This is a genomic window from Glutamicibacter soli, from assembly GCF_052322135.1.
In the GTDB taxonomy this organism is placed as follows: Bacteria; Actinomycetota; Actinomycetes; order Actinomycetales; family Micrococcaceae; genus Glutamicibacter; species Glutamicibacter soli.
This window is the reverse complement of the sequence record NZ_CM125969.1, coordinates 2528683-2548475: the sequence shown is the minus strand read 5'-3', so window position 1 is coordinate 2548475 and position 19793 is coordinate 2528683. Positions and strand designations below refer to the sequence as shown.

The window sequence follows — 19793 nt, the reverse complement described above, 5'->3', positions numbered from 1 at the left end:
AGGAAACCGATTCACGTGGCTCAGCCAGCGAACCTGAAGAAACTTGCCCGCGAGCGCATGGAGCGCACCGGCGAGAGCTATACGACCGCCCGCAAGAACATCCTCACCAACAAGCCCGAAAGCCCCCGGGCCGCCCGCGCCGCCGAAGCGCGCAACTACGCCTCACAGGGCAAATCCGGAAAGCAGGGCTCCGGCAAGGCCAAGTCCGCCAAACCAAAGCGCCCGGAACAGCCAGCCAAGGCACCGGCCAACTTGGACGAACTGCCCGAATACCCGGCCCCGGAGAACGTGGTGCAGTACGACGCGGCGCTCTGGCATCGCGTGCTCACCCAGGCCGGCGTGACCAACCCCGTCACCGGGCAGCCGTACTCCGAGTCCATGCTCGCGGGCCTGGCCGGCGGCGTCGGCTTCATGCAGCACAGCTTCCAGGACGAGGACGCCGTCAGCGTCACCCTGGTGACCCGCGCCCATCCTGAGCCATATACCCAGAACCTGTTGACCCGCTGCGGCGCCAAGATCAACGAGCGCACCACCGGTTCGGCCGTGCGCGCCGCCGAATACCTCGACACCGGGCTGGACGCCGGACGCGCCGTCGTGGTCCGCGTCGCGGTCAACGCCCTGCCGTGGATCGAGGAGGGCGAGGTCGACGAGTCGGACACCATCGATCTGGCAGTGGTTGGAGAACTCGACGACGACCTGCTGGTGGACGACGGTTCCGGCTCGCTGAACCCCATCAGCCCCGAGGACCTGACCGCTGCCCGCGCCCGCCGGAAGCGCGAGAAGTTCTGGCAGGCCTGGGTCACCTCGCGCCGCTCGCCCAAGCCCGAGGCCCTGGCCTCCAATGTGCTGGACGCGGTCCAGGAGACCACGGCCCGGCTGCTGGGCACCAGCGAGCTGCGCGGCATCCCGGTGCACTTCGCCAAGAACTTCGGCATCGCAGGCATGCGCAACTTCGCGGCCCGCCTGCGCGACACCGAAGGCAAAACCGGCTGGAACCAGATGTTTGCCGACGCCGAACAGCTGGAAATTGGGCTCTCGCAGCTGGCAGGCTTCCTGTCCGACACCCGTTTCGGCGGAATCGGCGGCCTGCGCGGGCTGTATGCGGACTTCCTTGACGAAGCCGCGGACCTTCCGGGCCTGTCCGAACTGGGGGAGCACTCCGCTGCCTACGCCCAGCTGGCGGCCTTCTGGATCGACTTCGCCCAGCTGCTCGAAGAGCCGGCGGACATCGACCAGCGCCAGCCGCTGTTCGACAAGATGGCACAGGTCATGGACCAGATTGCCGATGCCGAGCAGGAGGCCGCGCAGGCCCTGGCCGACACCGCGGCCACGCTGCGCACGGTGGCGGGTGTGGCGCACTAGACGCGCAGTCCGGCGCAATCTGGCGGTGGTCAAAGGCGGGAATCGGCCGCACTCTTGATAACCTAGGATCGTGAGTAATGAGATTGAGATCGGCCGCGGCAAGCGGGCCACTAAGGCATATTCCCTGGACGACGTAGCGATCGTACCGAATCGCCGCACCCGTGACCCGAAGGACGTGTCGGTCTCCTGGCAGATCGATGCCTTCCAGTTCGAGACCCCGTTCATCGGCGCACCCATGGACTCGGTGACCTCCCCGGCCACCGCCATCGCGCTGGGCAAGCTGGGCGGCCTGGGCGTACTGAACCTCGAGGGCCTATGGACCCGCTACGAGGATCCGGCCAAGGTGCTTGAGGACATCGCCGGCCTGAACCACGAAGCGGCCACCCGCAACGACCCGAAGATCACCGCCAAGCTGCAGGAACTGTACTCGGCCCCGATCCAGGCCGAACTGATCACCTCCCGCCTGGCTGAAATCCGCGAATCCGGCGTGGTCGTCGCCGGCTCGCTGACCCCGCAGCGCACCCAGGAGTTCTACCGCACCGTGGTGGCTGCCGGCGTGGACATCTTCGTCATCCGCGGCACCACCGTGTCCGCGGAGCATGTCTCCAAGACCACCGAACCGCTGAACCTGAAGCAGTTCATCTACGAGCTCGACGTGCCGGTCATCGTGGGCGGCGCCGCGGGCTACACCCCGGCCATGCACCTGATGCGCACCGGCGCGGCCGGCGTGCTCGTCGGCTTCGGCGGAGGCGCGTCCTCGACTACCCGCCGCACTCTGGGCATCCACGCCCCGATGGCCACCGCCATCGCCGATGTCGCCGCGGCCCGCCGCGACTACATCGAGGAATCCGGCGGACGCTACGTGCACGTGATCGCCGACGGCGGCCTGGGCAACTCCGGCGACATCGTCAAGGCCATCGCCATGGGCGCCGACGCTGTCATGCTCGGCACCGCACTGGCCCGCGCCGATGAGGCGCCGGGCGCCGGCTACCACTGGGGCATGGAAGCAGTCCACGAGGTCAGCCCCCGTGGCGACCGCGCCCGCGTGGGCACCGTCGGCTCGCTGGAGAACGTGCTCTACGGCCCATCCCGCGAAACCAACGGCACCTCCAACCTGGTGGGCGCGCTGCGCCGCTCGATGGCCACCACCGGATACTCCACGCTGAAGGAATTCCAGCGCGTGGACGTCGTGCTCTCCCCGTACGAGTCCGACCGCTTTTAGGCACTCCGGGCGCCTCGCGCCCGCAGGCTTCCGCGGCCCGCCACCTGCGCCTTCACCGGGCAGGCGGCGGGCCGCCGCCGTTTGGCCGCACGCCGGCACCCCAACGAACTAGCGGCGCGGAAGGTTCCCGCGCGGGCTGCGGAGGTGTCCAAGGCCAATCTCACGCCCCGCGCATTTCTACTTCTACAGCCAATCGAAGTACGGTGGTAGGGTGCTGAAAACCGCCCTCAAACCCCAATGGCTCCTCGCGCTGCTGGCCGCCCTGGCGCTGGCCACCGGCTTCGTCGCCCTGTCCGGCTGGCAGTTCGGATCCTCCGAAACCGAGCCGCTGGTCAATGCCGACAAGACCGAGGTCGCCGTCCCGCTGACCGAGCACCACCAGGTCGGCACTGAACTGCTGGGCACCGTGGCGGACCAGATCGTCACCTTCAGCGGCGAATTCGTCGAGGGCAGCGACGAGCTGGTCGCCCCGCGCCTGCACGACGGAGTCAAGGGCGCCTGGGTCGTCACCGAGTTCAAGGTCGACGGCGCGCCGAAGGATGCGGCCATCGCGGTGGTCCGCGGCTGGCAGCCCGATTCCTCGGCGCCCAGCCCCGCTCCCGAGGGCGAGCTGGAAATCACCGGACGCCTGCTGCCTTCCGAGGGCCCGGAGCTGGCCCACGACGTGCGCAGCCCCGCGCTGGAGACCCTGGCCTCCTCGCAGCTGTCCAACCTCTGGGACACCACCTTGTACGAAGGCTTCGTGACCGCCCACGAGATCAAGACCGCCGAAGGCGCCGCGGCCGAGCAGCCTGGCCTGTCCCGCGTCTACGTCGGTCCGCAGCCGCAGGAAGCCCAGGTCAACTGGCTCAACGTCTTCTACGGCATCGAATGGGTGGTGTTCGCCGGCTTCGCGCTGTTCCTCTGGTACCGCATGGTGCGCGACGACTACCAGCGCGGCATGGAAGAGATCGCCGAGCGCGCCGCCGAAGCCCACCAGAACGACCCCCGCGACGACGACGGCCCAGCGAGCAGCTGACGCGCCTTCGCATACCTGAATGACTGACCTCCCACGGAAGGACCGCCCGACCATGTCCAGCACCACCCCCGCACCCCGCCCCCGCAAGTTCGGCGGCACCCCGGCGCAGATCCGCTCCGCGGCTGCCTTCTTCCGGGTGTTCGCCTACGTCACCGGCGTGATGCTGCTGCTGCTCGTGCTGGAAATGGTTTTCAAGTACTTCTGGCAGCTGGAGCTGTTCATCGGCGGCCAGCTGCTTGACGGCACCGCCAACACCATCGGCATGCACAACCGAGCGGAAGTCGCCGGCGGCTTCAACGCCTCGCTGGGCATCCTGATCGCCCACGGCTGGCTCTACGTGGTGTACCTGTTCGCGGACTTCCGCCTCTGGTCCCTGATGCGCTGGCCGTTCTCCCGCTTCATCACCATCGCCCTGGGCGGCGTGGTGCCGTTCCTGTCGTTCATCACCGAGCGCAAGGTACACAAGGAAGTCATGGCGGAGATGGAAAACCACCCGAAGGCAGCCAAGCGCTACTAGCGGCACACGCTGTCGCAAACGTCCGGCGGGCCGCTTCCCCTTGCAGGGAGGCGGCCCGCCGACGTCGTTTCCACCCCGGGCCGGCGGGCGGCGGCGCCGTATTCCGCGCCCGGAACCGGCCAGGGGGCAGCGAGCGCGCCCGGAAACCGGCCCGAATGTGACCCGGTGGTGACGTTGATGACAGTGCCCGCGCTGTTTCGCGACCGGCGAACCCAGTAGACTGGGGGAGTGACTACTGCTCCCCTCAATCCAGAACATAAGCCGGTTCTGGTCGTCGACTACGGGGCCCAATACGCGCAGCTGATTGCTCGCCGCGTACGTGAGGCTCGTGTGTACTCGGAGATCGTTCCGCACACCCTGTCCACCGAAGCCATCTTGGCCAAGAACCCTGCAGCGATCATCCTCTCCGGTGGTCCCTCCAGCGTCTACGCCGATGGCGCCCCCTCCGTCGGGGCCGACCTGTTCGACGCCGGCGTGCCGGTGCTCGGCATCTGCTACGGATTCCAGGCCATGGCCAGCGCCCTGGGCGGCACCGTTGCCGAAACCGGCCTGCGCGAATACGGCCGCACCGCGACCGAATTCGCCGGCGAGGCACGCTCCATCCTGGCCGGCGCGGAAAACGCCCCGACCGTATGGATGAGCCACGGCGACGCCGTCTCGGAAGCCCCCGAGGGCTTCGAGGTCCTGGCCACCACCGCAGGCGCCCCCGTGGCAGCCTTCGCCAACGAGGCCAAGCGCCTCTACGGCGTGCAGTGGCACCCGGAGGTCAAGCACTGCGAGTTCGGCCAGGACGTCCTGGAGAACTTCCTGTACAACGGCGCCGGCCTGAAGGGCGACTGGACCGCTGACAACATCGCCGACGAGCAGATCGAGCGCATCCGCGCCCAGGTCGGCTCCGGCAAGGCCATCTGCGGCCTGTCCGGCGGCGTCGACTCCGCCGTGGCCGCCGCTCTGGTGCAGCGCGCCATCGGCGACCAGCTGACCTGCGTGTTCGTCAACCACGGCCTGCTGCGCGAAGGCGAAGCCGAGCAGGTGGAGAAGGATTTCGTCGCTTCCACCGGCGCCAAGCTGTACATCGCCGACGAGCGCGAGCGCTTCCTGACCGCGCTGGACGGCGTCACCGACCCGGAGACCAAGCGCAAGATCATCGGCCGCGAGTTCATCCGCGCGTTCGAGGCCGCCGAGGCGGCGATCATCGCCAAGGAAGCCTCCGAGGGCGAGCCGGTGAAGTTCCTGGTCCAGGGCACCCTGTACCCCGACATCGTCGAGTCCGGCGGCGGCGAAGGCACCTCCAACATCAAGAGCCACCACAACGTGGGCGGCCTGCCGGAGGACCTGCAGTTCGAACTCGTCGAGCCGCTGCGCACCCTGTTCAAGGACGAAGTTCGCGCCGTGGGCCGCGAGCTCGGCCTGCCCGAGGAAATCGTGGGACGCCAGCCGTTCCCCGGTCCGGGCCTGGGCATCCGCATCATCGGCGCCGTGAACGAGGAACGCCTCTCGATCCTGCGCAAGGCCGACGCCATCGCCCGTGCCGAGCTGACCGCAGCCGGCCTGGACGACGAAGTCTGGCAGATGCCGGTGGTGCTGCTCGCCGACGTGCGCTCCGTGGGAGTCCAGGGCGACCACCGCACCTACGGCCACCCGATCGTGCTGCGCCCGGTGTCCTCCGAGGACGCCATGACCGCAGACTGGTCGCACCTGCCGTACACCCTGCTCTCCAAGATCTCGAACCGCATCACCAACGAGGTGGACGGGGTCAACCGCGTGGTGCTGGACGTCACCAGCAAGCCACCGGGAACCATCGAATGGGAGTAACCGGCAGCTAGCTGTGCCGGTCCCGGGCCCGCCGCCAGGCGCGGCCCGGACACCCGAAGCGGAATCCATGCGGTGGGCCGCGGCGCGTTATGCGCCCCGGCCCACCGCCCGGGTTCCGCTTCACACGCTTAAAACGTGTTTCGCGCCGGTGTTCTGCCGCGCGCGTGCACTACGTTAGATAGAGGTGTCGCGCGCGGGCGCGCGCCGCCGCTAGGCCGGTTCAGTGAAGGGAATGACTGTCGTGACCAGTGCTCAGAATGCTGCTGCGGATCGAGTAGCCGCCTGGGTGAAATCCTTGGGGCAAAGCGCCGGGGCCGACACCACCTTGAGGTTCGCTCCGTCGACGTCCAACAGCATCGACATCACGCACGCCAACCCTTCGGGGCTGGCCCAATTCCTGGCCGGCCGACGCACCCGTCTGTCCACCCTGCTGCACGACGCCGAGCAGTACGCCGCGGCCAAGCGCACCGCCCGCGCCTTGGCCTCCAAGATCAGCGAGCTATGGGACGAACGCGGCATCGACGTGGGCTACCTGGCCGCCGGCGTGGCCAACTGGCGCGCCGTGCACGAGGGCAAGAGCGAACCGGTCTCCGCCCCGATCATGCTCGGGCGCATCACCCTGTCCAAGCACGTGGACACCGACGACTACGACGTCCAGCTGGTCGGCCGCGCCACCATCTCCCCGGCGTTCGTGCGCCAGTTCGAGGCCGACCACCACGCGACGATCGACGTCTCCGCGGTGGACGCCGCCGCCTACTCGATCGCCCGCTTCGACCCGGTGCGCGGCATGGACGCCCTGCGCCATCTGGTCTCCGAGGTGCCGGGTGTGGTCGTGGGCCACCGCCTGCTGCTGTCTACCTTCTCCGACCTCATCGACCCGGCCGACCCGGCCAAGCTCAACGGCCCGCACCCGGTCATCGAGGCGCTGATCCAGCACTCCGAGAACGAGAAGCTGGCCGAACGCGCCGCCAAGGTCGCCGAAGCCACCAAGGGCTCGACCGCGCTGGCCAACATGGTCGCCGCGAAGAACGCCACCCCCGACGCCGCCGGGAGCGAAACCGACGATGCCACATCCGGCGCAAAGCAGGATGCCAAGGCCAAGGCCAAGGACGACGCGAAGGCCGAGGAGCCGGAGGACACCGGTTCGCGGCTGCGCCGGGTCAAGAACCTGATCAAGGATTCGGCCCGCCCGCGCCGTCCGCACGAACCGGTCATCCGCCCCGCCGGCAAGCCGGTCCCGGGCGCGAACCGCAAGGTCCACACCGGGGACACCACCTTGGCCAAGTCCTCCGACGAGCGCGACCCCGAGGACGAGCTCTACCTGCTGGACGCCGACGAGTCACAGTCGCGCATGCTCGAATACATCGCCGCCGGGGAATCCGTGGCGATCAACGCCGCCGCCGGCACCGGCGCCACGCAGACTGCGCTGAATGCCGCCGCGGTGCTGGCAGCCCAGGGCAAGCGCGTGCTGGTCATCGCCGAGCAGCGCACCGCCGCGGAGGAATTCGTCGAGCGCTTCAACGCGAAGCTGGACGCCGCCAGCCTGCTGCTGGAGCCGAACGAGGACCCGGACGCGGTCCGCAAGCAGCTGACCCGCGCCATCCTGCGCAACGAGCGCGCCACCGAGCCGCAGCTGGGCAACCTGTTCAAGCGCCTGCGCGACTCGCGCCACGCGCTGCACGAGCACGTGAAGTCGCTGCATTCGGTGCGCAGCCGCTGGGGCTGCTCGCCGTACCAGTCGATGCAGGAGCTTGCCCGGCTCTCCGCGCTGAACCCCGCCCCGTCCACCACGGTGCGGCTGAAGCGCTCGGTGCTGGACTCCATGGGCCAGCGCGGCCACGTCGCGGCGCAGCTCAAGCGCGCCGCCCAGCTCGGCGCGTTCTCCCGCGAGCACACCACCAGCCCCTGGCACGGCGCCCCGCTGCGCAACCAGGAAGCCACCGCGCAGGCGCTGAGCCTGGCCAGCGGCCTGGGCCGCGACCTGCCGATCCTGCACGAGCACATGCTCAAGATCGCTGAACGCAGCCAGATCCGGCTGGATGACAGCTACGACAAGTGGGGCGACCAGCTGGCCCTGCTGGTCGCCGTGCGCGGCTCGCTGGACAAGTTCGAGTCCGACATCTTCGAGGGCGACATCGACGATCTGATCGCCGCCACCGCCACCAGCGCGTGGCGCCGCGAGCACGGCGTGGAGATGGGTTCGCTGGTGCGCTCCCGCCTGCGCAAGATCGCCAAGGAATACGTCCGCCCGGGCATGCACGTGCCTGACCTGCAGGCTGCCTTGCAGGCGGTGGCCGTGCAGCGCGAGGCCTGGCGCGCCTACGCCACATCCCAGCGCAACCCGCAGGTTCCCGGCGGGCTGCTGGACGTAGAGGCCGGCTACCACGACGCCGGGGCGCGCATCGACAAGCTCTCCGCGATGCTGCCGGCCCGCACCGGCGGGAACCTGCGTGAAATGCCGATCACCCAGCTGCTGGATTTGATCGCCGCGCTGGTGGACCACAAGGAGGACCTCGCCGAGCTGCCCGAGCGCACGCTGATCGCCGAGCAGCTCTCCGAAGCCGGCCTGGGCGACCTGCTCGACGACTTCGCCGAGCGCCAGATCGACGCCGACGCGGTGGACGCGGAGCTGGAGCTGTCCTGGTGGCAGTCCGTGCTGGATGCGATGATCTCCGGCGACGACTTCCTGGCCATGAACGACGGCGCGAAGCTGGAGCGGCTGGAGGCCGAGTACCGGCTGGCCGACGGCGCGCACATCGCCGCCGGGCCCGAGCGCATCCGCTGGCAGCTGGCCCGCAACTGGAAGGCCGCCCTGGCCGACCACCGCGCCGCCTCCCGCGCCCTGCGCGAGATGCTCAAGGATAATACCGTCTCCATCGCCAAGGTGCTCTCGCTGGGCGAATCGCTGGTCAATTCGCTGACCCCGGTCTTCGTTTCCGCCCCGCTGCTGCTGGGCACGGCGCTGCCCGACGACGCCGAGTTCGACGCCGTCATCCTGCTGGAGGCCAACTACCTGACCCTGCGCGAGGTGCTCGACGCGGTGCGCCGCTCCCGGCAGGTCATCGCCATCGGCGACGAGATGCTCGGCGGCCCCAAGCCCTTCGAGGTCTCCGTGGACCCCACCGCCCGCATCGGCTCGCGCGACGCCGGGGTCTCCGCGCTGTCGGCGCTGAACAAGGTGCTGGTCACCGGCACCCTGTCCACCGTGTACCGCGGCATCGACGAGGGCCTGGTGCAGCAGCTGTCCGCCACCTACTACGATTCGGCGATCTCGCGGCTGCCGCAGGCCATGGCCACCGCGGAGCACTCGGGCAAGCTCAGCGCGCTGTACGTGCCCGACGCCACCGGCACCCTGGCCAGCAGCGACGACGGCGTGCAGACCACCGTGGCGGAGGTCGCGCGCATCGTGGACCTGGTCTTCGAGCACTTCTCCACCCGCCCCGGCGAGTCGCTGGCGGTCATCGCAACCAACCGCACCCACGCGTCGGCCATCGCGGAGGCCATCCGCGTGCAGCTGCCGAACCACAAGTACGCGATGGAGCACCTGCGCGCCAAGCACGAGCCGTTTGTGGTCACCACCGTCAACCGGCTGATCGGGCTGCGCCGCGACGCGGTGATCTTCGCCTGGGGCTACGGCCGCACCCCGCACGGCAAGACCCTGCACGAATTCGGCGAGCTCTCCCGCCCAGGCGGCGAGCAGCTGTTCGTCGCGGCGGTCACCCGCTCGCGCACCCGGCTGACCCTGGTCTCCAGCCTGCAGCCCGAGGAGCTGGAAGCCTCCCGCCTGCACCACGGCGCCGGCGCGTTCTTCGACCTGTTCACCCGCGTGCAGGCCGGCGACTCGGCGATCGCCAGCTGGGCGCACCCGCGTTTCGACGCGTTGGTCTCCGACTTGGCCCGCCGCCTGCGCGAACGCGGCGCGATCGTCTCGGAGGACTACCGCGGTGTGCTGGATCTGGCCGCGCATGCCTTCGACGTCGACGGGCAGGACATCCGCCCGTTGGCAGTGGTGTACGACGGCACCGAGCACTACGCCGGGCTGACCGTGCGCGAGCGCAGCCGCCTGCGTCCGGACTTCTTCGAGAACCACGGCTGGCGCTACGTGCCGCTGTGGACCATCGACGTGTTCACCGATCCAGGGGCGGTCACCGACCGACTGGCCCGCTACCTGCAGCTGAAGCCTGCCTCCGCTCCGGCGCCCTCCGAGCAGTCGCGCGCCTCGCTGGCCGCGGCCCCGCCGGTGCGCGCCAGCCAGGTCACCTCCGGGACTGCCGCGGAATCCACGCCGGACGCCAAGGCGGATGCGAAGACCGGTGCAAAGACCGAGGCCGCAGCGCAGCCGAAGTCCGACCAGGACGCCTCAGCAAGCGCACCGAAGGACCAGGCGCCAGCGGCCACGGACGCCGGGGCCAAGGAGACAGGCTCCCAGGAATCGGGTTCCAAGGACGCCGAGTCCAAGACCGCTCAGGCCAAGGAGGATTCTCCGGCCGCCAAGGCCGACGCAGACAGCGCCACCCCGAAGCCGGTGCCTGCCAGCACCCAGCCGACGGATACGGAGCGCTCGAAGTAGATGGATGAATCCGTACCCGGTGCTGAGCCCCTGCCCGCGGCAGGGGAGCAGCGCCGGGATCCGCAGCCGGCGCCCCGCAAGAAGCGCGCGCGGGTCATCTCCCCGCCGCAGCACCTGCAGGCCCGCGTGCAGCTGACCGGTTCCTACACCCCGGTTCCGCACACCTCCTCGGTGGACGAATCCTCCGCGAACTCGCGTCCGGCCAGCTCCATTGCGCAGGCCGCCAGCCCCGCGAAAACCACCCGGGATCCGCTGGCCGGACTGCGCGCCAAGGACGACGATCCCCGCCTGTGGGGAGACGCGCCCGAGGACCTGTCCGAGGCCATGAAACGCGAAAAACCCCCGCACTGGGGGTAGCCCGGGCCAAGTGCTAAATAGCCCGCCGACCGCCTGCAGCACGCAGGGGAGCGGCGGGCTTTGCGCTGCCCGGGGCACGGGGCTAATTCACCAGCACCGCGGAGACCTTTCCGCGGGACACCGCCCCGGCCAGGTCGTCGGAGAGGCTGGCCGCGGCGGCCACCACGATGATGCCCTCGCCTTCGGCCGGGCTCCCGGAGAGCATGCCGAACTCGCCGCGGTCGGCCGCCGGCACCCAGAGCACCGCCACACCCTGTGCGATGGTCTCCGAGCGGATCTGCCGCTCGAACCCGTCGCCGGTGGTGAGCACGATGTCCACCAGCTGCCCGGGATTCAGCAGGCCCACGGCGGCCGGATCGCTCAGCCGGATGGGGACTGCGACGGTGCCAGGGGCGCTGCCTGCCAGCAGCTGCGGGCCCACCAGCAGGTAGCTGCGCAGGGCAGTGCCCGCCGGCACCGCGATGGCCAACCGCTGGCCCACCAGCTCCTGCGGGTCGGTCAGCAGCCGGTGGTCGTCGGGGTCCGCCGGGATGCGCTGCAGCTGCACGTCGGCGGGGGAGATCACGGCCCCGGCGGCCAGATCGGAGACCGCCACCACGACCTCGCGCTGGGCCAGCTGGCCGGAGGAAAGCTCGTTCAGGGCCGCGGCGGCGGCCAGCAGCAGGCAGGCGATGGCCAGTGGGCGGCGGTAGCGGCGCAGCGCCTCGTGGCGGGTGCGCACCGGGCGCACCTTGGGCCGGGGGATCACCGGGGCGCGGCGTGTGGCGGGACTCTTCATGCACCCAGTGCACACCCGGCCGGCCGACGGGCGCCGGGAACGAGGACGGAGTGGGGAAAACGCCGGGGCGGAACCCTAGCCCAGGAAGTGGCGGGCGCCGCCGGGGGTGATGACCAGGTCCACGGGCATGTCGTGCGGCGCGACGGAGAAGGTCCCGGAGGCCACGACCTCCTCGTCGTACACCATTGCGGCCACCTGCACCGGGAACTGCTCGATCTGCGGCAGGAAGCGGTCGTAGTAGCCGCCGCCCTGGCCCAGGCGCAGCCCGTCGGTGTCGATCGCCAGCGCCGGGATGAATACGGTGGCGACCTCGTCGAACAATTCAAGTCCCAGGCGCGGGCCCACCGGTTCCATGACCGGCGCGCGCGGGCTGCGGACCACTTCGACACCCGGGAACCACTGCACCCAGGACAGCTGGTACTGCGGTTCGCACACCGGGACGTAGACCTGGATGCCGTCGGCGACCAGCGCCGCCAGCAGCGGTTCGGTGTCCGGCTCGTCCGGGGCGGAGCAGTAGGCGGCGACCGTGCGCACCACCGGGGCCAGGTCCTCCAGGTAGCGGCGCACCGCATCGGCCATGGCCGCGGAGCGCTGCGCCCGGACCTCGGCAGGCAGCGCGCGCCGCGCCGCGCGGATCTGCGCGCGCAGGGCCTTTTTCGACTCGGCGAAGGCACCTGCGGACGCGGCGGCGGAATCGGCCGGAACGGCGGAGGGTGAGCTCTGTGCATCCATGGCACCAACTGTACTCACTGCGCGGCCCGCGCCGGACTCCGTGTGACACGAGGCGGCCGCCGCCGGAGCCACGCGGCGGATACCATAAAAGCATGAAAGGCTTTTGGCGCGGCAAGGCCGCGGTCCCGGATCTGGTGTCGCAGCGTTTGGCGCTGCGCCAGCTGAAGCTGTCCGACGCCGCCGAGTGGTCCGCGCTGCGCCATGCGAACGCGAAATGGCTCAAGCCGTGGGACCCGACCAACCCCTCCGGCCCGCCCGAGGCGATGACCTACCGCGAGATGATCGGGCTGAAGCACAACGCCGCCCGGGAGGGCACCGGCTACGCCTGGGTGCTCACGCTGCCGCAGCTGCACAGCGCGAACCCGCCGATCATCGGCCAGGTATCGGTCAGCGGGGTGCAGTGGGGCGCCGCGCGCACCGCGTCCATCGGCTACTGGATCGACCAGTCCCATGCGGGGTTCGGACTGATGCCGGAGGCCTGCGCGCTGGTCATCGACCACTGTTTCGGCGCGCTGGGCCTGCACCGGCTGGAAATCAACATCCGCCCGGAAAACGCCGCGAGCCTGCGGGTGGTGGACAAGCTGAAGTTCCGCGACGAGGGCCTGCGCCGCGGCTACCTGCACATCGACGGGCAGTGGCGCGACCACCGCACCTTCGCCCTGAACCGCGAGGAGCTGGCAACACCCATGATCGAACGCATCTACGAATAAATCCGCCAATTCCAGGCGGAATCCGCAAATGTGCTTCTGAGGTGGCACATCGTGCACGAAAACTTTGCAACACGCCTACGCAAGTGCGGGTGACCGGTTCATCGGTTGCATAGTGTTGAGTCGAGAAGCCGTATCCGGTTTCCCGCAGGATTTGACCGAACCTATCGGTGATGGAGGAACCACATGGCCGGCACGTCACAGAGCGCTTCGCAGGCGAAGGCTGTCTCTGAATTTAGGATTCGCGTGCGCTACGGCCGGTTGTCTCTTGCCATGCTGGGTTTGCTGGCCGTCGTGGCCACCCTGGTCGGACTGGTGCTCGCACCGTTCACCGCGCTGACCTTCGGCTGGGTCGGCATCTTCTTCCTGGTCGGACTGGGCTCCTTCGCTTCGCTGCGCATGCTCGCCGTGCGCGACCGCAACCGCAAGCTGCTGGCCACCCTAGAGGCCACCCGCCAGCGCGCGATGCAGACTCCCGCCATGGAGGACGGCGCCAACCAGGTGCTGGTCCGCAAGCAGGACACCGACGACGAGGTCTTCGACGCCCGCCCCGGTTCCTCCCGCCGCGCCCCGGCCATCACCGCCGACGAGTTGCGCGCCGAGGCGCTGCGTGTCGCCCACGGTTTCGGCGGCGTGAAGCAGCCGGATACCTGGGAGCCGACCAACGTGCCGCGCCCGACCTATGTCCAGGTGCGCGAAGCCACCCAGCGCGAGATCGCCGCGCGTGTGCGCCCGGAACCGTTGCCGGTCTCCGAGCCGCTGCGCCCGAGCAAGCAGATCAGCCTCAAGGCCTCCGAGGACGCCAAGCGGATCGCCTCGGAAGTCTCCGCCGAGGACCAGGCCGCCGTGGCCAGCGTTCCGGCCAAGCTGGCTCCTGCCGCGAAGGACGCCGCAACCCAGGCCCCTGCCGCTGCAGTGAAGCCAGCGGTCGAGGCCACCGGCACCGAAACCGCCGCCCCGCGCACCGAGGCGCCGGCCCAGGACAAGACGGCAGCCTCCAAGGCCCGACTGAACCTGGACGCCGTCATGCAGCGCCGCCGCGCCTAGCGCACCAGAGACCAGCAAAAAACCTGCGATCCGTGTGGATCGCAGGTTTTTTGCCGTTTCGGGGTCTTCGCGCCGCAAGCCCCGGGGCCGCCGGTCCTAGAGGTTCGCGTCCTCGGAGGGCAGCGGGCCGCGGTGGCCCATGTGGTGTGCGAAGACCAGCGTGGTCTCGGTGTGCCCCACGGACTCGTCGGTGGCCAGGTTGTCCAGCACCCAGTCGCGCAGCGCCTCGGTGGAGCTGACGGCAATATGCAGCAGGTAGTCGGTGCCGCCGGAAACATGGAACATGGACAGCACCTCTGGCAGCTGCGGGATGCGGTCGACGAAGGTGTCGATCTTCTCGCGATCGTGCACCCGCAGCTTCACGGAGATCAGCGCCTGCACGGTGCGGCCCACGCTGCGCAGCGAGACCTCGGCGTGGTAGCCGGTCAGGATGCCGCGCTCCACCAGCGAGCGGGTGCGCAGCAGCGCCGTCGACGGGGCGATGCCCGCGCGCTGGGCCAGCGTCGCATTGGAGATGCGCGCATTGGCGACCAGCTCGTCGATGATGATTCGATCAATCTCGTCGAGATCGGTACCGTGGGTCTGCTCTGATTGCGATGACATAAGAATATTTCACCATACTTGGGCTCAATCGAGCACTGCTTCGATGCGCCAGGTGCGTGCCGTGCCTCCGCCGGGCCGCGGCTCAGCTGTCCGGAACGTCCGGCACCGGCGGATATATTAGTGTCATGACACGAGCATCCGAGCAGACCGGAGAACTGTACGACACCCGATTGGCCGCCTACGCGCTGGTGGAGAACGACGGAAAGGTGCTGCTGACCTTGTGGGACATGCGCCACCGCGATCCGCGCTTCATCCCGCGCTGGACGCTGCCCGGCGGCGGCATCGACCTGGGCGAGCAGACGTCGGACGGCGTGATCCGCGAGGTCTTCGAGGAAACCGGCTACCACGTCGACACCCTGGCGCTGCTGGACGTCACCACCGGCATCATCCCCGGTGCCAAGCGCTACTCGGGGGAGGGCCACCCCATGCAGACCGTCGCGGTCACCTACACCGCGCAGCTGGCCGGCGGGGAGCTGCGCGCCGAGCAGAACGGCTCCACCAGCCAGGCCGGCTGGTTCACCCGCGAGGAAATTCGCCAGCTAAACAGGATCGAAAGGGTGGATGTGATGCTGCGGATGACCGATCCCGGCGCGCGCAACCGCTGATCCGGGCCGTGCTGGCCTAAAATCGGAAGGGACATGAAGTTCCCACACGCCACCCCCGCCCGCACGCTGGCCCTGGCCGCCTGCGCCCTGGCCCTGCCGCTGGCCGGCTGCACCACCCCTCCGCAGGATGCTGGAACCGAGCCCAGCCGCGATGTCACGCTGCGCATCGCGCCGACCGAGGATCCCACCGGGCAGGCGCTGGCCCACGTCTACGGCGACGCGCTGGAGCAGCTGGGCTACACCATCAGTTTCACCAAGCCCTCGCAAGATCCCTACCGCCAACTGGCCGAGGGTGCAGCGGACATCGCGATCGACACCGCCCCTGAGGCTATCGGGCTGCTCCCGGCGGAGCAGGACCCGCGCGGCGAGGACCAGCTGCTGGCCGGCGACGAGGCCAAGAAGCTCGTGGGGCTGCTCAACGACGCCGAGCTGGGATTCACCGCGTTGCCGCTGACCCAGGGCGATGCCGGAGCGGTGATGGTGCTTTCCGGCGCGGAGGCGACCGAATACTCCGTCACCTCGGTAGCTTCGCTGGCCGCCGCCTGCAGCGAGCTGACCTTCATCTCCGCCGCGGCGCCCACCGCCGGGCTGGAGAACGCGCTGGAAGATGCAGGTTGCGCCAAGCCGGTGTTCCGCACCGTCGACGCCGCCACCTTGCACGACGAGCTGCGCGCCGCGGTGTCCCGCGTGGTGGTGCTGCAGCAGCACGACGCGGTGATCGGGGACGAGGCGTTCACCATGGTCGACGGCAGCGCCAAGCTCTTCGACGCCGCACCCTACCTGGCGCTGGCCGGCGAGGCGGTGGACCAGGACGCGGTCGACGGCCTGAACCAGGTCACCCGCCAAGTGGACCAGCAGGCCCTGGTCGGCCTGAACCGGATGGTCTCCGGCCCCGATGCGATAGCGCCCGACGACGCCGCGCAGCGCTGGCGCTGGATCATCGACAACTAGCAGCCCGTCACCCGGCCGATGATCCCGGCCGGGTGCAACGGTTGAGTAACAAGGCGCGCCGCGCGCGCCTGACGTGAGAAAGTGTACCCATGGCCGAATTCAAACAATCGACGAAACTGCACAACGTCCTCTACGACATCCGCGGGCCGCTGCTGGAGCACGCCACCCGCATGGAGGCCGAGGGCCACCGCATCCTGAAGCTGAACATCGGCAATCCCGCGCCGTTCGGCTTTGAGGCGCCCGACGCGGTGCTCGTCGACATGATTCGCAACCTGCCCAACGCCCAGGGCTACTCCGACTCGCGCGGCATCCTCTCCGCCCGGACCGCGGTCTCGCAGTACTACCAGACCCGCGGCATCCAGACCATCGGCGTGGACGACATCTACCTGGGCAACGGCGTCTCCGAGCTGATCACCCTGAGCCTGAACGCGCTGCTTAACAACGGCGACGAGGTGCTGATCCCGGCTCCCGACTACCCGTTGTGGACCGCCTCGGTCTCGCTGGCCGGCGGCACCCCGGTGCACTACCTCAACGTGGAGGAGGAGGGCTGGCTTCCGGACCTGGAGGACATGGAAGCGAAGATCACCGACCGCACCAAGGGCATCGTGATCATCAACCCGAACAACCCCACCGGCGCCGTCTACCCGAAGGAGACCCTGGAGGGGATCCTGGAACTGGCCCGCAAGCACGATCTGATCGTCTTCTCCGACGAGATCTACGAGAAGATCCTCTACGACGACGCCGAGCACATCAACACCGCCGGCCTGGCCGACGACGTGCTGGTCATCACCTTCTCCGGGCTGTCCAAGGCCTACCGGGTCTGCGGCTTCCGCGCCGGCTGGATGGCCATTTCCGGTCCGCGCCACCTGGCAGCGGACTACATCGAGGGCATCAACCTGCTGACCAACATGCGCCTGTGCGCCAATGTGCCGGCGCAGCATGCAATCCAGACCGCGCTGGGCGGCTACCAGTCGATCAACGACCTGATCCTGCCCGGCGGCCGCCTGCTGGAGCAGCGCGACGCGGCCTACAACCTGCTCACCGCCATCCCCGGCGTGAGCGTGCAGAAGGCCAAGGGCGCGCTGTACATGTTCCCGAAGCTGGATCCCGAGGTCTACCCGATCCACGACGACGAGAAGTTCGCCCTGGAGCTGCTCAAGGCGCAGAAGATCCTGATCTCCCAGGGCACCGCGTTCAACTGGGTGCGCCCTGACCACTTCCGCCTGGTCACGCTTCCGAACGTGCGCGACCTGACCGATGCGGTCGGCCGCATCGGTACTTTCCTTGAGGACTGGCGCGCCCGCGCATAACTCCGCGGCGAGGGCCGCACCTTGATCAGAGGCGCCATTCTGTTGTCCCGAATTGCGGGGCGGCGGGGTGGCGCCTGTGTTTTGTGCCCAGCGGCTAAGACAGCACAGGTGATGGGGTCAGGTGAGGCGAAGTTGTTGAGTCCATCTGCGCCAATACTGCCTCGAACTTCGCGGTGACATCGCGCCCGTGCTGCTTTGCCCTGCCCGTTGTGAGCCGGTATCCCTGCGGATGCCTGCTCCAGAGCCCTTTGAGCTCGTCGAGCTCGTATTCCCGGGGCCACTGCAGCTTGTTGGTCGCGCGGTCGAACCGCAGGCACACCGCGACGTCGAAGTCCCAGGAACCGAAGCTGAAATGCCGTTCGACCATTGGGTCCAAGGTGCGGGACTTGACCTGGATGCGGTGCCCGTCCGAATCCTTGATGTCGGCGGAAGGATTGCCCGGTGACAGGAGCTATCCGCCATAGACCCTATGGGCGGCGTATTCGGCGATCTCGCCCATCAGATCGCTGGAGGTCCGGGTCAGTCCGCGATGCTGGAACTCGGACCGCAGGCGTGCTTCGAGGCGTACCAAGTCGCCGTCGCTTAGGTTGCTGAGATTGTGTTGGTTCACGAATCCCATGCTAGGTGAGCAAGATGAGGTTTCACCGATTCAATCACCCGAACGCCGATCTGCGCGAGAATCCCAGCGAATCAAGCCCCCACCCGGTAGGCTGTCACCAAATACGAGCGGGACAAGGGAGAAACGATGACCGCCTACCCGGAGAACTTGATCAGCGCGCTGCGCGTCGAACCCGGCCTGGATTTGTCCCAACGAGCGACCGGAGACCCGGACTGGTGGCCGGCGGATGCCCCGCAGGACAAGAAGGAAGCCGCGCAGCGGATGAAGGAGCTGGGCGAGGAGCTGTCCTCGCTGCAGGAGCGGCTGTTCGCCTCCGCGCTGCAGCAGGAGTCCGAGGACTCGGTGCTGCTGATCCTGCAGGGAATGGACACTTCCGGCAAGGGCGGGATCGTACGCCATGTGGTGGGCCTGCTGGACCCGCAGGGCGTCGACCATTTCGCGTTCAAGACCCCGACCCCGGAGGAATTGGCACACGACTTCTTGTGGCGCGTGGAGAAGCGGTTGCCGCGCCGGGGCATCATCGGCGTTTTCGACCGCTCGCACTACGAGGACGTGCTGATCCACCGAGTGCAGCAGCTGAGCACCGCCGAGCAGGTGGAGAAGCGCTATGCGAAGATCACCGCGTTCGAGAAGCGGCTGGGGGAGCTGAGCATCCACCCGATCAAGGTGATGCTGCACATCAGCCGCGACGAGCAGTACCGGCGGCTCTCGGAACGGCTTCAACGCCCGGACAAGTTCTGGAAATATGCGGTCGGCGACGTGGAAGACCGGCTGCGCTGGGACGACTACCAGCAGGCCTACCAGGTGGCGATCAACCGCACCGACAGCGCCGCCGCCCCGTGGTTCGTCATCCCTGCCGACCAGAAGTGGCGTGCGCGGCTGTGCGTGGCCGAGCTGCTGCTGCAGGTGCTGCGGCGCATCGACCCGCAGTGGCCGCCGGCGAAGTTCGACGTCGCCGCGGAAAAGGCCCGGCTGGACGCGACACGCTGATCCGGCTTTCCCATGGCGCTCCCCATAGCTCGGCCTGCACAGCTTGCGGTGCCCGGGCTCAGAATTCGTGGAACGCGCAGGCCTGGGCCCGCTGCGCGGCTGTCGCCTGGCCGTTCAAGACCTTGCACCAGCTTGGATAGACCCGGAACCCGCGTTTGCCTGGCCATCTGCCCGAGGTGATTTTCAGTTCGGACAGATGCGCACCGGTGAACCGGAATACGCCGCGTCGCCCCTGCTGCTCCACGAAGACGAGCAGGCCTGCGGCCGTGTCGTCGTCGCGGAATGGTTCGGTCGTCCCGTCAACGGCCCGCCGCCAGAATGCGACGAAAGCGCCAGCCTTTGTCGGAGTGTTGCGCGCCGTACGAATATGCCATGCTTCGCCGTCGATCTGGGCGAGGCCGGACTCGTAGTCGCTGTTCTGCGCTTCGGGAATTACCGCGATGGGCGCCGATACGGAAGCAGCGTAGGCCTCAAGCATTGTGAATTGCACCCACCCAAGATATCCCACCGCCAACGTGGAACTGCTGGACGGCGTCGCATGGTGCGCAGGCCGTGTGCTTTCGCTGACGACTTGCCCGGTTCGAAGCGTC

At 68.7% G+C, this 19793-nt stretch carries 19 protein-coding genes; 13 read left to right on the top strand and 6 right to left on the bottom strand.

Annotated elements, in window-relative coordinates; translation table 11 throughout:
- Positions 1-15 precede the first annotated feature (15 nt).
- The 7 genes from ACTX90_RS12020 (at position 16) to ACTX90_RS11990 (ending at position 10861) form a co-directional block, all read left to right on the top strand.
- Positions 16-1362 carry a DUF4872 domain-containing protein gene (locus ACTX90_RS12020; protein WP_443442150.1) on the top strand — a complete coding sequence of 449 codons (1347 nt, stop codon included), beginning with the start codon at positions 16-18 and terminating at the stop codon, positions 1360-1362.
- 70 nt (positions 1363-1432) lie between these two features.
- Positions 1433-2584: a GuaB3 family IMP dehydrogenase-related protein gene (locus ACTX90_RS12015; RefSeq protein WP_047119625.1), complete on the top strand. Its 1152-nt coding sequence runs from the start codon at positions 1433-1435 to the stop codon at positions 2582-2584.
- 211 nt (positions 2585-2795) lie between these two features.
- Positions 2796-3602 carry an SURF1 family cytochrome oxidase biogenesis protein gene (locus ACTX90_RS12010; protein WP_443442149.1) on the top strand — a complete coding sequence of 269 codons (807 nt, stop codon included), beginning with the start codon at positions 2796-2798 and terminating at the stop codon, positions 3600-3602.
- Positions 3603-3621: 19 nt separating this feature from the next.
- Entirely contained in the window at positions 3622-4119 is a 498-nt protein-coding gene (locus tag ACTX90_RS12005; RefSeq protein WP_047119623.1) for a DUF3817 domain-containing protein, read from the top strand.
- Positions 4120-4347: 228 nt separating this feature from the next.
- Positions 4348-5934, top strand: a complete 1587-nt coding sequence (gene guaA, locus ACTX90_RS12000; RefSeq protein WP_047119622.1) for a glutamine-hydrolyzing GMP synthase — start codon at positions 4348-4350, stop codon at positions 5932-5934.
- A gap of 232 nt (positions 5935-6166) precedes the next feature.
- On the top strand, positions 6167-10504 hold the full coding sequence (locus ACTX90_RS11995; RefSeq protein ID WP_443444016.1) for a DNA helicase: 4338 nt from the start codon (positions 6167-6169) through the stop codon (positions 10502-10504).
- Entirely contained in the window at positions 10505-10861 is a 357-nt protein-coding gene (locus ACTX90_RS11990) for a hypothetical protein (protein ID WP_443442148.1), read from the top strand.
- Between the two features lie 82 nt (positions 10862-10943).
- Here ACTX90_RS11990 and ACTX90_RS11985 read toward each other — a convergent pair whose 3' ends face one another.
- Both ACTX90_RS11985 and ACTX90_RS11980 read right to left on the bottom strand, forming a co-directional pair.
- Positions 10944-11639 carry an RcpC/CpaB family pilus assembly protein gene (locus ACTX90_RS11985; RefSeq protein ID WP_120989156.1) on the bottom strand — a complete coding sequence of 232 codons (696 nt, stop codon included), beginning with the start codon at positions 11637-11639 and terminating at the stop codon, positions 10944-10946.
- 75 nt (positions 11640-11714) lie between these two features.
- Positions 11715-12371: a 5-formyltetrahydrofolate cyclo-ligase gene (locus tag ACTX90_RS11980; protein WP_052772427.1), complete on the bottom strand. Its 657-nt coding sequence runs from the start codon at positions 12369-12371 to the stop codon at positions 11715-11717.
- Positions 12372-12463: 92 nt separating this feature from the next.
- Between ACTX90_RS11980 and ACTX90_RS11975 the strand changes: the two genes are divergently transcribed.
- Positions 12464-13081, top strand: coding sequence for a GNAT family N-acetyltransferase (locus tag ACTX90_RS11975; protein WP_047119619.1), 618 nt, complete (start codon positions 12464-12466; stop codon positions 13079-13081).
- Positions 13082-13264: 183 nt separating this feature from the next.
- On the top strand, positions 13265-14125 hold the full coding sequence (locus tag ACTX90_RS11970) for a hypothetical protein (RefSeq protein WP_443442147.1): 861 nt from the start codon (positions 13265-13267) through the stop codon (positions 14123-14125).
- A gap of 96 nt (positions 14126-14221) precedes the next feature.
- Here ACTX90_RS11970 and ACTX90_RS11965 read toward each other — a convergent pair whose 3' ends face one another.
- Entirely contained in the window at positions 14222-14728 is a 507-nt protein-coding gene (locus ACTX90_RS11965; protein ID WP_053798500.1) for an Lrp/AsnC family transcriptional regulator, read from the bottom strand.
- A gap of 125 nt (positions 14729-14853) precedes the next feature.
- Between ACTX90_RS11965 and ACTX90_RS11960 the strand changes: the two genes are divergently transcribed.
- From ACTX90_RS11960 to ACTX90_RS11950, 3 genes are all read left to right on the top strand, one after another.
- Positions 14854-15333, top strand: a complete 480-nt coding sequence (locus ACTX90_RS11960) for an NUDIX hydrolase (protein ID WP_053798499.1) — start codon at positions 14854-14856, stop codon at positions 15331-15333.
- Between the two features lie 33 nt (positions 15334-15366).
- Positions 15367-16284: a glycine betaine ABC transporter substrate-binding protein gene (locus tag ACTX90_RS11955; protein ID WP_443442146.1), complete on the top strand. Its 918-nt coding sequence runs from the start codon at positions 15367-15369 to the stop codon at positions 16282-16284.
- Between the two features lie 89 nt (positions 16285-16373).
- Entirely contained in the window at positions 16374-17594 is a 1221-nt protein-coding gene (locus ACTX90_RS11950; RefSeq protein WP_047119614.1) for a pyridoxal phosphate-dependent aminotransferase, read from the top strand.
- 94 nt (positions 17595-17688) lie between these two features.
- Here the strand turns inward: ACTX90_RS11950 and ACTX90_RS11945 are convergent, their stop codons facing one another.
- Positions 17689-17961, bottom strand: coding sequence for a hypothetical protein (locus ACTX90_RS11945; protein WP_443442145.1), 273 nt, complete (start codon positions 17959-17961; stop codon positions 17689-17691).
- Positions 17962-18045: 84 nt separating this feature from the next.
- A complete protein-coding gene (locus tag ACTX90_RS11940; RefSeq protein ID WP_443442144.1) occupies positions 18046-18204 on the bottom strand; it encodes a hypothetical protein in 159 nt (52 codons plus the stop codon).
- Positions 18205-18339: 135 nt separating this feature from the next.
- On the opposite strand from ACTX90_RS11940, the gene ACTX90_RS11935 reads away from it, so the two are divergent.
- Positions 18340-19203, top strand: a complete 864-nt coding sequence (locus ACTX90_RS11935) for a PPK2 family polyphosphate kinase (protein ID WP_443442143.1) — start codon at positions 18340-18342, stop codon at positions 19201-19203.
- Positions 19204-19261: 58 nt separating this feature from the next.
- Here the strand turns inward: ACTX90_RS11935 and ACTX90_RS11930 are convergent, their stop codons facing one another.
- Positions 19262-19681, bottom strand: a complete 420-nt coding sequence (locus ACTX90_RS11930) for a MepB family protein (RefSeq protein ID WP_443442142.1) — start codon at positions 19679-19681, stop codon at positions 19262-19264.
- Positions 19682-19793: the final 112 nt, after the last annotated feature.